9 protein-coding genes are annotated in these 11,780 nt (G+C 50.8%); 3 read left to right on the forward strand and 6 right to left on the reverse strand.

The features are described from left to right. From QT973_RS21955 to QT973_RS21965, 3 genes are all read right to left on the reverse strand, one after another. Window positions 1-1,391, reverse strand: a 1,391-nt coding sequence (locus QT973_RS21955) for a calcium-binding protein (RefSeq protein WP_333392166.1), incomplete at its 3' end; no start/stop codon positions are given. Between the two features lie 33 nt (window positions 1,392-1,424). Further along, window positions 1,425-4,712: an Ig-like domain-containing protein gene (locus QT973_RS21960; RefSeq protein ID WP_333392167.1), complete on the reverse strand. Its 3,288-nt coding sequence runs from the start codon at window positions 4,710-4,712 to the stop codon at window positions 1,425-1,427. A 379-nt stretch (window positions 4,713-5,091) separates the two neighbouring features. Further along, window positions 5,092-7,302 carry a recombinase family protein gene (locus tag QT973_RS21965; RefSeq protein ID WP_333392169.1) on the reverse strand — a complete coding sequence of 737 codons (2,211 nt, stop codon included), beginning with the start codon at window positions 7,300-7,302 and terminating at the stop codon, window positions 5,092-5,094. Window positions 7,303-7,354: 52 nt separating this feature from the next. Here QT973_RS21965 and QT973_RS21970 point away from each other — a divergent pair, with 52 nt between their 5' ends. Both QT973_RS21970 and QT973_RS21975 read left to right on the forward strand, forming a co-directional pair. Then, entirely contained in the window at window positions 7,355-8,719 is a 1,365-nt protein-coding gene (locus QT973_RS21970; RefSeq protein WP_333055269.1) for a proton extrusion protein PcxA, read from the forward strand. Between the two features lie 57 nt (window positions 8,720-8,776). Beyond that, window positions 8,777-9,046, forward strand: a complete 270-nt coding sequence (locus QT973_RS21975; protein WP_333055268.1) for a hypothetical protein — start codon at window positions 8,777-8,779, stop codon at window positions 9,044-9,046. A 319-nt stretch (window positions 9,047-9,365) separates the two neighbouring features. Here QT973_RS21975 and rodA read toward each other — a convergent pair whose 3' ends face one another. Further along, on the reverse strand, window positions 9,366-10,625 hold the full coding sequence (gene rodA, locus QT973_RS21980; protein WP_333055266.1) for a rod shape-determining protein RodA: 1,260 nt from the start codon (window positions 10,623-10,625) through the stop codon (window positions 9,366-9,368). 107 nt (window positions 10,626-10,732) lie between these two features. Here rodA and QT973_RS21985 point away from each other — a divergent pair, with 107 nt between their 5' ends. Continuing rightward, window positions 10,733-10,954, forward strand: coding sequence for a hypothetical protein (locus tag QT973_RS21985; protein WP_333233637.1), 222 nt, complete (start codon window positions 10,733-10,735; stop codon window positions 10,952-10,954). A gap of 5 nt (window positions 10,955-10,959) precedes the next feature. Here the strand turns inward: QT973_RS21985 and QT973_RS21990 are convergent, their stop codons facing one another. Both QT973_RS21990 and QT973_RS21995 read right to left on the reverse strand, forming a co-directional pair. Beyond that, window positions 10,960-11,307 (reverse strand): VOC family protein, encoded by a 348-nt coding sequence (locus QT973_RS21990; protein ID WP_190661613.1) that lies wholly within the window; start codon window positions 11,305-11,307, stop codon window positions 10,960-10,962. A gap of 61 nt (window positions 11,308-11,368) precedes the next feature. Continuing rightward, window positions 11,369-11,698 carry a tetratricopeptide repeat protein gene (locus QT973_RS21995; protein WP_333340605.1) on the reverse strand — a complete coding sequence of 110 codons (330 nt, stop codon included), beginning with the start codon at window positions 11,696-11,698 and terminating at the stop codon, window positions 11,369-11,371. Window positions 11,699-11,780: the final 82 nt, after the last annotated feature.

Here is an 11,780-nt window from a genome sequence, read left to right on the forward strand (position 1 = left end):
GTGGGGTTAGTTGTTGTCCCCGTTGTGGGGTTAGTTGTTGTCCCCGTTGTGGGGTTAGTTGTTGTCCCCGTTGTGGGGTTAGTTGTTGTCCCCGTTGTGGGATTCGTTGTTGTCCCCGTTGTGGGGCTAGTTGTTGTCCCCGTTGTGGGGCTAGTTGTTGTCCCCTCAATGGTGAAAGGATTGTCGTCTACGCGGGGTATTTGAGCTGTAGTGAACCGAGATTCATCTAGCGAGTTCGATCGAACATCAATCAACACCGCCAAAAATTCCCCAGTTTGCCTGTCCCTAATAATCGTGTTGCTAGAATTCGAGCCTTGGCCCTGGAAAATTTCTAACTCTGTAAAATTCAAACCTCCAGCCAGACCGATCGAATCTCCCGGATTAAAATCTCTAATTACATCAGCATCGCCGATTTCGCGGCCGCCAGTAGTAAGAAACCCATTGCTACCGGGCGACGTGCCCACCCTACCGAGAACAAAGATATCCGATCCGTCGCCTCCTGTCAGAGTATCAGACCCGCGATCGCCCGAAAGAATATCATCCCCAGCATCTCCAGACAAAGAATCATTGCCATCGCCCCCGAAGAGCAGGTCATCACCCTCGCCGCCATCACCAGTATCGTTACCAACACCGCCGGTGATAACATCCCCGCCCTGCTGGCCCAACAAAATATCATTGCCAGCGCCGCCAATCAGGCAGTCGTTACCCGTGTCGCCAAAAACAGTGTCACTGCCCCTGTCGCCAAAAATCAGGTCGTCCTCCCCACCACCGCGCAGACAGTCATTGCCTTTACCGCCGTACAGCGTGTCGTTACCTTCAGAACCCAAGACAATATCATTGCCCAGGTCGCCAAAAGCTAAGTCATCGCCCTCGTCGCCAGAAACCAAGTCATCGTCTTTGCCGCCCCGCGCCGTGTCATTACCGCGCCCGCCCTCAACAATATCTTTACCAGCGCCACCGTTGAGAGAATCGTTACCGTCTTCGCCCCTGAGTAGATCGTCTCCGTCCCGACTCAAAAGTGTGTCGTCGCCGGCACCCCCGGCAATCGTGTCATTGAACAAGCTGCCGATTAAATAGTTACTGCCGTCATTTGCGACAACTAAGCCATCGACAAAAAGTGGCTCTGGGGGAGGCGTGGGAACTGTCAGAGTTGGCCGCGGCACAGGCGTGACCGAAATGTCCGGGCCCGTCCCCGTCACCATCGGCGGCTCCGTCCCCGTCATCATCGGCGGCTCCGTCCCCGTCATCATCGGCGGCTCCGTCCCCGTCATCATCGGCGGCTCCGTCCCCGGCGACGGCGTAGGCTGCGGCACCGTGCCGCTATCCAAACTATCCGCGTTTTCATCGGGTAGCCGCCCTTCGAGAAAAATTAGTGGTACTGCACTTGGCATTGTTCCGACTCCTTGCGACGCTACTCAAAACTACTAAATAAACTTAAAGTCAGATGCAGTAATGACGGTGCTGAGCGCTCCCGGCACTGTAGGAATAGAATTCAACACTGCCAAATCGAAAGCTGGGAGACTGTCATCTGCCACATTCGGGTCGAAGCCGAGAACGTACTTGTTAAAAGTATTGTTCAGGTACACGAAGAAAGCTCCCGTTTTGCTCGAACCGTTTTGATTCTTCAACACTGCATTTATTGCTTGAGCGTTGTCAAATTTAGATTCAAACAAAATGACTGATTGCTTGCTAATGTCGTCGCCGCTAGACCCGATATTCCTGACGATAAAACTGGTGAAATCGAGAGTAGTTCCTGAGTTGGTTAAACCTGCGAAATTTGACGACCTGAACAAAAATCTGTCGGTCTCGCTGCCGTTAGCGTTAAAGTCAGCAATCACGTCCACGCCTTCGCTGGGAGTTTCATAGTAGAAGAAATCATTGCCAGCATCGCCCGTGAGCAAGTCAGAACCGTTGCCACCGCCCAAAATGTCATTGCCTTCACCGCCCGAAAGCGAGTCGTTGTCATCGCCACCCAATACCAAGTCATTGCCGAAGGCGCCGCTGAGACAGTCGCTGCCTGCACCGCCGTCGAGAGTGTCGTCGCCCGCTTGGCCGTCGAGGGAGTCGCTGCCGGCCTCGCCCAACACGTAGTCATTGCCGGAACCTCCTAGTCCCGTGTCGTTGCCTTCTCCACCCAAAATCGTGTCATCGTTGTCGCCGCCCAAGATGGAATCGTTATTGATACCGCCGTCGAGCAAGTTTCTGCCCAATCCACCGTCTAGGATGTCGTCGCCGGCACCGCCGTCAAGGGAGTCGTCGCCAATGCCACCAAGTAAGGTGTCAATCCCGGCGCCACCAAGTATCGAGTCCTCGCCGGATTCTCCCAATATCGAGTCATTGCCTGTTCCGCCGTCAATGGTGTCGTTGTTGTCACCGCCGCCTAGGATGTCATTGTCATTGCCGCCGAACATCAGGTCGTTGCCCAGTCCGCCGATCAGCGAGTCTATGCCGTCTTGGCCGTCAACGGTGTCGTTGCCGAGTCCGCCGTCAACGGTGTCGTTGCCGATCGCACCCACCAGCGAGTCGTTGCCTGCTTCACCGAATAGGAGGTCGTTGCCGCCACTGCCGTCCATGATGTCGTTGCCCTCGCCCCCAGCGAGGGTATCGTCGCCGGGCCCGCCGACGATGAAGTCGCTGAGGTTGCTGCCTGTAAAGCTGCTGGCCGGGAGTGCGCTGCGATCGACAATATTATCTACCACCGTGATGCTGAAGGATGCCGGCCCGATAGTTGCAGACCCATCGGAGGCTGTAAACGTGAAACTGTCGCTGCCACCTTCTGCCAGCAAGTTGTATTTGACGATGTTGTTGTTGATATCGTCTTGGCTGAATTTGCCGCCGACGTTGAGAAACGTGCTACCCCTTTGGACAAAACCTCTGGTAGCATCGGGGGCTTTAGTAATCGTGTAAACGATTTCCAAGGGGCTGTTGTCGGGATCTGTGATTAACAAATCGGCGGCAGTGATTGTCTGGATAGGATTACTTTTGGCAACCACTACACCGTCGTTAATTATTAGCTGCGGCGGGCTACTGACGTTGATGGTTACTACCGCCTTACTTGTGCCACCGCTGCCGTCGGAGATCGAGTAGCTGAAGCTGTCAGTTCCCGAGAAGCCCGGATTCGGGGTGTATTTGAATACGCCGCCGCCCACGGGAACCAGGCTCCCTTTGCTTGCTGGAGCAAAAGTCGTGACAGTCAGAGCGCTTTGTTCCTGGTCAGTGTCGTTCAACAGAACGTTGAAACTGAGTTCTTGACCCGCAACCGTAGTGAAGTTATCGTTAACTGCTCTTGGAGGTTGGTTAAAGATAGGCGGCGGACTTCCTGTCGGCGTCGGACTTCCTGTCGGCGTCGGCAAATTCGGCGTCGGGAACGTCGGCAGCGGCTCGTCCGGTGTCGGCGGTGTCGGCGGTGTCGGCGGCGTCGGCGGCGTCGGCGGTGTCGGCGGCGTCGGACTTCCTGTCGGCGTCGGACTTCCTGTCGGCGTCGGACTTCCTGTCGGTGTCGGACTGTCTGTCGGCGTCGGTAGGGGAAGTGGAGTTGCGCTGCCGGGAACTGTGGGGGCAATTACAAATGAGCTTCGCCCTAGGGTTCTGCTGTCTACTCCCGGCAATACTGCTAAAAAGTCGCCGCTGACGCCGTTGCGAATAATCGTACTGCCGGCTTTGGTCTCGGTGCTTTGGAAGATTACCAAATCTTCAAACTTGAGGTCGCCGGTTAACCCGATTAAATCTTCGCCTTGGCGAAAGTCTGTGAAAATGTCGGCATCGGCGATATCGGGGCCGCCTGTGGTGAGAAATGCCGCGTTAGTGCCGTCGCTGCTGCCGCTGGGGGAACTGAAGGCGCCGATGACGAAGACATCTCTGCCTTCGCCTCCTGCCACTACGTCTTTGCCTGCTTCGCCCCAAAGAACATCATTGCCAGCACCGCCGTCCACGATGTCGTCGCCGTCGCCGCCGAATACGATGTCATCGCCGTCGCCGGAAAAAAATGTATCCCCGCCGGCGTTTCCGTATAGCCAGTCGCCTCCTTCGTTGCCAAATACCAAGTCTTCGCCGTCGCCACCGAAGAGCGAGTCATTGCCTTGGTCGCCCCAGAGGATGTCGTCGCCTCGATCGCCCAAAAAGCTATCGTCGCCAGAACCGCCACGCAAGCTGTCGCTGCCTTTGCCGCCGTAAGCCGTGTCTCTGCCTTCGCCTCCGATTACCGTGTCGTTGGCGTCATTGCCATAAAGCAGGTCAGGGTTATTTCCCCCATCGAGGGAGTCGTTATCTTTGCCTCCGTACAGGGTATCGAGTCCTGAACCGCCATCAAGAACGTCGTTGCCCTCATTGCCGAACAGCACGTCGTCATCGTCGTTGCCAAATAGTAAATCGTCGCCTCCGACTCCTTGCAAGGTGTCGTTGCCTTGCAGCCCGGAAATCACGTCGGGGCCGGGACTGCCAGCTAAGGAGTCGTTGGTTTCGGTGCCGCGGACTACGCCGCCGATGATTCCGGGCGAGGTACCTTGGCCTCCGCCCCCTGTGTCGTCTATGTCGCCAATTGTGTCGTCCCCGGAGGGAGGTGTTGGAGGTGTTGGAGTCGGAGTCGGAGTTGGTGTTGGCGTCTCTGGTTCTGGCGTCTCTGGTTCTGGCGTCTCTGGTGTTGGCGTCTCTGGTTCTGGTTCTGGTGTTGGTGTGGGAGGTGGTATAATTACTAATGGCACTGCAGTTGGCATTATTTTGGCTCCTTTAAACGACGATCCCGATTTACTTTAAGAACTGATTAGTATCAGTTTGTTGCCACCAATCTGGCTTAAAATTGATTAATAACCCCATCATTTCTAACATACTAAATCAAAACTGCCACGGCTATAGATATTTTTTAAGCGGGGCATCTTTTGATCTCAAAATATTAATGATTGCACGTTTTGAGGCCTAGGTTGGGTATACTTTAACATCGCGCCATTTCGATAGAACCTAGAAGTCTGGCTTGGAGTCAGCCCGGTGTATTTATCCAGAATCAGAAAAAATAAAAATCTTCGCCGTCATAATTTTTTCTTTCCGAATGTTGAATGCTGAATACAGATTTGCCTTTTGCCTGCAGAAGTGAATGCCTCATGCTGACTGCTGACAAGAAACAGAGCTGTTAATTAGGGGCAGAAGCGGCCCGGTTTGTTCTTGTCCACTGACGGATAGTTCGCTGTGGCACAGGTAAAGCAGGGAACAGCGACTTAACAAATCTAGCAGAATTCGCCGCAGTCGCTGTTGGTCGGCCGCTGTTTCCTCTTCGTTTTCCCAGGGGCGCCCCAGTTGCGATCGCAAAAATAAGGGAGCGCCAAACAATGTCGCCGCACCACCGCTTAGCCACAGGGGCGAGCCGGCATCCAGCCAAAAGTGCCATTTGTGGGCGCGGCGGCTGCTGCGGTACTGGAAAATGTTGGCGAGGGTGACGGCTCTGGCTGCTGGGCCTTCTGGACGCACTGGAAAGGGGTTGGCGGTGACGGTTCCTTGGCGCAACAACTGGATGAACCGGGCGATCGTTTCTGAGTCGCCGCCGTTTGTTGGTTCTACGCGCTGCATTCGCCCGTTGATTTCCCAGTAGTGGGTGGCGGTTTCCATTAACTCGCGCAGGGCTGCTAGCCGATCGTAGGGGAGGTATCTGTCGTTCATGAGAAATTTCTGGATGGCTCGATCGAGTAGGGCAATTGGACTCGGCAACAGCCGCTCCTGCTGTTGCGACCGCTGTTGTTCGATCCACTCGACAATGTGCTCGTAGGCCCTGGCTGCTCGGTGTCCCACTCTGTCCCACCGGGGAAAGGCTGTAATGGGCAGCAATTGAGGTCGATCGATATCTGGACAAAAACAGTGATCGGCGATTAAACCTGCTCTCACTTGGTCGATCGATTTTTGATTGTGAATTTGAGATTTTAGATTGAACGTCGAGTTGGAATCTTCTGTTTCCAATGAACGGTGTTTCTGGCTGCCCAACACTACCAGCATTTCGGCTGTGCCGTCTCGATCGACTAAACGGCCGAGTCCCGGATAAACTAAGGCTAACAAAGTGAGTAAAGCTCGAATCTCTGGGGTAGTCGAGAGCGGCCGCTGATCGTTGAGAGATACGGCGGCGATACCATCTCGCGCGAGAATTTCCGTTAAACTGTAACGGGCGATCGCATCCATCCCAGGGGCAATTACGGCGATTTCCTGCGGTTCCACGGCTTGTGACTTCACCGCATCGACGATGATTTCGGCGGTTTCTCGCAGCAGTTGAGCGCGGGAAGTGGTTTGGAGCGATCGAACTTTACCGGGCAAACTGAAGCCTAAAGGATAAAAACCCTCAGTATTAACTGCTAAACTTACCGCTAACTCTCCAATCTCTGCGGCTAAACCAGCTTTTTCGTCCAAATTTACCACGCTTTGACAGCGGCTTTCGAGTCTGGCTAGGTATTCCGTGTCCGCCCCCAAGCCCAAACGAACTCCTCCATCTGGATTGTAGGAGAACGCCCCCGCCGCACCTTGGTCGAGCATTCGATCGAACAAATGGCGACTTATCGCCGGATAATCGTCAACATCGTCTGCGATCGCAGCTTGGTATCTAGAGGCCAAATGCTGCTGGTAACTGACATCCGGCAACAAATAGCGCCAGTAGAGTTCGCAAACAATCCCGTAAGTCAGGAGCCCCCGCGTCAAGCACCACTCCCGCCACCTTTCCAGCAACTCTCCCATGCTAGTCCACAGGTTGGTCGAGCCGCCCTCACCAGCAAATCCCTGTTCCAGAATGCTGGGAATCTCTTCTCTCGGCGTACCGCTGACAGCAGCAAGTTGTAATAAGTCTAGTGTTCGACGCACCATTCGATTTGGGCTGACCCCTGTTTTTTGCAAAATGCCTTCGTCTAGTTCGCGACGCCAGAGTCTCGCGGCAAGTTCCAGTTCTGTTTCAGGTTGCAGCCGTAGGGGAAATTGAGCCCTCAAATCCAGCGACTGAACTAGCAGGGGCCAAAATAACAATACCTCCTGCTCAAAAAAACCGAAGGGTGTTGTGGAGTGAAAGGTATATTTTCCTTCGGTAGCGACGGCGATGCGATCGGCTAATTCTAGCCGATTGTCTCCGTTAGCTGCTAAGACTAAAATTGCTGGCGCAGTTTGTCCAGCCCGCCGCCGCCCGGAACTCGATCGCCCTGAAACTGTTGCAGGCAGAGGCTTGACAGTTTTGCTCCAAATGCAGAACTGCTCGACTAAACGAGTGGTTTTGCCACTGCGGGCAGATCCGACAATCCAAATTGAATCTTCGGTGGCAGTTCTCAATTTATGTAAATTTGTTACCATACCGTGAATACTTTAATCACTAATGTCTACAGCCAACTAACCAGCTTTAGCTATGAATACTTCTCCGTGGAACAGGATTGTAAAATATCTCTACAGCCTTCACCAATGGTATCGAGAAACGCCTGAGAGAGCTCTAGAACAAGCCTACGATGCTGCGTTAGCAATTAAGGCGATCGAAGACGAGCATTTTGGCGGTCAAGGAATCTCTGAGCGATCGGGAGATTACGGACAAAGCACCCTGTCTTACTTTAAATCCGAACTGCAAAAATACCTCAAGGTCATCCAAACCCGAATGGTTGAGTTTAATGCTAGCCGTTCTTTTTTGGAACTGCCGGAGCGAGTGGGGGCTAAACCCAAAACGGGGGACAGCGCTGATTATCACCAGCACGGATTACATCTCAACAAGAAAGATAGAGAATCCCTTATATTTGAGAAGCTAGAGTTTATTGATGGAGTTATCGACAAGTATATTAATAATAGTAGATCGACGGCAATTGTTCCGGTTGTCAGTTCAGTAAATTTGTCGGCAAAATCTACAAATAGCAGCTCTCCACCCGATCCAAAAAATAAAGGTTCAGCTAATTCTGTTCAAATTCACGATGGTGAGGTTGACACTAACTATGAAGAAGTAAATTTATTACCGCGATCGCTTTTGGGGACTTTGAATCGCATCACTAAAGATTTAGACCCTGGAGCTGAAAAAGAAGTAGTCAAGAATTTTCGCAATTCCAAAGTAAAAACAATTATTTCTCTCAGATTTATTTTGCTTTTGATTTTAGTTCCGCTGTTGACGAATCAAATTTCCAAAAACTTTCTAGTCGGCCCGATAGTTGACCATTTTAGAGGTCAAGAAAATGCTCCCGTTTTCATAAATGTTAACCTGGAAGAAGAAGCATTTCAAGAACTGGAGAGATTTGAGCAGCACCTCAATTTTCAAAGGTTAATAGGCACTGCTCCCTCGCTTTCTTTAGAGGAAACGGAAAAGATGATTGCCGCGAAAGCAGTTGAAATAGCGGAGGAATACCGCGCTGAAAGTGGTGGAGCCATTAAAAATATTTTTGCCGATTTGATTTCCTGCATGGCTTTTGCCGCGATTATCGTCACTAACAAGAAAGAGATTGAGATTTTAAAGTCTTTTATGGACGATGTGATTTACGGCCTCAGCGACAGTGCGAAAGCTTTCGTAATTATTTTGTTTACAGATGTGTTTGTGGGATTCCACTCGCCTCACGGTTGGGAAGTAATTCTCGAAGGTTTATCGAGGCATTTGGGACTACCAGAAAATAGGCAGTTCATATTTTTGTTCATTGCGACGTTTCCAGTTATCTTGGATACGGTATTTAAGTATTGGATATTCCGTTATTTAAACCGGAGTTCGCCTTCTGCTGTTGCTACTTACAAGAATATGAACGAGTAATCAGGGGCGAAGGAAGTTCGGCAACGGATTATGTAGCGGATGTAACGGATGTAACGGATGTCAGTCCGAGGGATGTCAGGAAGAAGGAAGTTCGGCAACGAGCAATGTACGGGATGTAGCGGATGTAACGGATGTCATGAAGAAGGAAGTTCGGCAACGAGCAATGTACGGGATGTAACGGATGTAACGGATGTAACGGATGTCAGGAAGAAGGCAGAAGGAAGTTCGGCAACGAATTTTGTAACGGATATAACGGATGTCAGGAAGAAGGCAGAAGGAAGAAGGAGAAAAAGATGTAATAATAGCAAGGGTTTTAGGCATGAATAACGTCCTCAGTAGGGCCTCGACTGCACAGAGACTGGCTTACCCATAGCGCATAAAAGCATTTATTTTTTGCGTCAGGAGTGGTTTAATTAAGTTGATCTACTTAAGCTGTTAGGACTCTAAATTTTATTGTTGGGGGGGTTCTCGCGCGCACCCCACAAGAACTTTATAAAACTTGACAGTCATCAAGGCTAGGCTCAGGAACTGTAAAATTTAGATGCGCCTAGGCCGATCGAAAAAAAATACGATCGCCCGCAGAATCTCTCGAAAGAAATCAAAAGGGCGATCGCATTCCCAAAACTCATTACCCATTACCAATGACCTAATTCCAACGCTTCTTGCGCTGTCGCTGGCTGGCCACCGCCTCCACCAGCCCCAGGCCGAGAAAATTACTCAGCAGCGACGCATTCCCGTAACTTAGGAAAGGCAGGGGAATCCCCGTAACCGGCGCCAAGCCAATGTTCATCCCAATATTTACGAATACCTGAAAAATCAACATTGACAGTACGCCGATCGCCAGCAAAGAACCAAAATTATCGTTAGCAGTTTGAGCGATCGTCACCAACCTGAAACAAATTACCCAAAAGACAAACAGCACGCAAATGCAGCCAATAAACCCCAATTCTTCGCCAATGGCTGAAAAGATAAAGTCTGTATGCTGTTCGGGAATAAAGTTAAGCTGAGTTTGCGTTCCCTGAAACAAACCCCTGCCTTTCAGTTCCCCGGCCCCAATAGCAATCCGAGATTGAATCAAGTGATATCCGCTACCTAAAGGGTCTTTCTCCGGGTTTAAAAACCCTGTCAGACGCATTTTTTGATAATCCTTGAGTACATTCCAAAAAAGCTGTCCGACTTGTCCAGAAACAACGTTCACCAACACAGCACCGAAAGTCCCCAACCAGGGCCAAGGCAGGGTTCGCCAAGCGATAATACCTGCAACAACTACCCAGGCTACCCAAATCGGTGTATACAGGTTATTGAGGAGAACTGAGATGAGAGGAGAGAATAGCAATATTAGCCAGCCGGGATTGACATTTCCCCAGTAAAACATCCCCATTGTGATCGCGCCGAAGACTAAGGAAGTACCTAAATTTGGTTCGGCAAAGATCAATCCCCAAGGTACAGCCATAATCGCCAGCATCCTCAACATATGACCCACCGTGGGGACAGTCTTGTCGTGCAGGAGAGCTGCTAAAGTGATAATCATGCCTACTTTGGCAAATTCTGACGGTTGCAGGTAAAAGCCGCCGATGTTGATCCACCGCTGGGCACCGAGCCCTGTAGTACCGATAAACCGCACTGCGATCAGGGACAAATTGATTAATATGTAAATCGGCCATTTCCACTCAATCAGTGTTTGGTAACGGCAGCGGGAAATGATGATGGCGAGGATCAAACCCACTGCCCCAGTTACCCAGTGCCGCCACCAGTCGATCATCCCCTGGTTGATTTCGACGCTGCGGATCATGACTCCCCCGAAGATGGTGAGGGCGATGCAAGCGCCAAACAGCCAAGGGTCTGCTTCTTCCCAGGGTTTGAAAATTGATTTCCAGCGGTTTCTGACTTGTATTCTCTGCAACATGAGGATTTTAGATTTTAGATTTTAGATTTTAGATTATCGAGCCGATTTTCGGAAGTTGTGGATATATTTTGGATTCACAGCCTGCACCTTACTTGAGAAGCCTCGGTGTGAGTACCTCAGATTATTCGGGGAGTTGTAGGGATGTTCCGGGAACGGAAGAAGGAACGCTTGCGCCGGGTATCTGGGTATTCTATTTTTTTCTGTGCGGTTACTTAGTTTATTTTGCGATCGCACGTGGTCAGAAACCGGGTTTTTGTCGAGAAGACGCACTGCAACTCGCAGAAACCGCTAAAAACCCGGTTTCTTGGGTTTTGATTCGTAAGCCCTAGAATCGTCAGGCCGGTTCGTAAAGGTACTCGAAGCCGTTCCCATCTGGATCTCTGCCGTAAAAGGATGCAGTACCGTCGCGGTGTTCGTGGATGTGGGTGACGGAAACACCATCGGCTTTGAGTTGTTCGTAGGCGGATTCCATTTCGGTGCGATCGTCAAATACAAACCCAAAATGCGGCCCTGCTTGGTCGTAACTCGGACTCAACAGCGCCAATCCGTCCTCTCCTGCTTTCAAATAAGCCCAGTCTGCATCTTTCCAGACTAACTCCATACCCAAGTTGCGGTAGAATTCAGCAGACTTCTCTATGTCTTGCACGCAGACGGCTACGTGTCCCAATCGTTTTAGTTTCATATCTACAAAGTTTATGGTTGTTCTTTCGTTTATTGTATCTATTTTCTGATTTATTTCTGAATTAATTAGGTATTTTTTCAGTTTTTTGGGTCGCAGCTAACTGTACTTTTTCTACTTGTTTGCTGGCGTCCATTTCGCTGAACAGTTGAAGGGCGCGCTCAAAATTTTCTTGAGTTTTCTCGATGTTACCAAGTTTTTGTTCTGTTAGTGCTAGTTGATAGCAAGCTTCGGCTCGGTCTAATTTAGCGCTGGCTCGATCGAGTATTTCGATTGCTTCTGCATGGTGCTGCAGGGCTTGGTCAAATTCTCCCGGTTCTCGGTACAGCGCTGCTATACCGCTGAGAGATTTGGCTTTGATGGTAGTGTACTGGTTTTGGTCGGCCTGGGCGATCGCCCGTAAGGATTCAGGTCAAAAAAACTTCAGTGTCAAAAGCTGGTAAAATAAACGAATGAAAAAGCCCGCAGCCACCAGA

This window comes from Microcoleus sp. Z1_A1 (genome assembly GCF_036700305.1).
In the GTDB taxonomy this organism is placed as follows: domain Bacteria; phylum Cyanobacteriota; class Cyanobacteriia; order Cyanobacteriales; family Microcoleaceae; genus Microcoleus.

What these genes read in the sequence shown, in the direction of transcription:
- QT973_RS21975 (WP_333055268.1), top strand. Translation starts at nt 8,777, where the DNA reads ATGTCAGTCCGAGGGATGTCAGGAAGAAGGAAGTTCGGCAACGAGCAA.
- QT973_RS21960 (WP_333392167.1), bottom strand. Translation starts at nt 4,712, where the DNA reads ATGCCAACTGCAGTGCCATTAGTAATTATACCACCTCCCACACCAACA.
- rodA (WP_333055266.1), bottom strand. Translation starts at nt 10,625, where the DNA reads ATGTTGCAGAGAATACAAGTCAGAAACCGCTGGAAATCAATTTTCAAA.
- QT973_RS21965 (WP_333392169.1), bottom strand. Translation starts at nt 7,302, where the DNA reads ATGGTAACAAATTTACATAAATTGAGAACTGCCACCGAAGATTCAATT.
- QT973_RS21970 (WP_333055269.1), top strand. Translation starts at nt 7,355, where the DNA reads ATGAATACTTCTCCGTGGAACAGGATTGTAAAATATCTCTACAGCCTT.
- QT973_RS21990 (WP_190661613.1), bottom strand. Translation starts at nt 11,307, where the DNA reads ATGAAACTAAAACGATTGGGACACGTAGCCGTCTGCGTGCAAGACATA.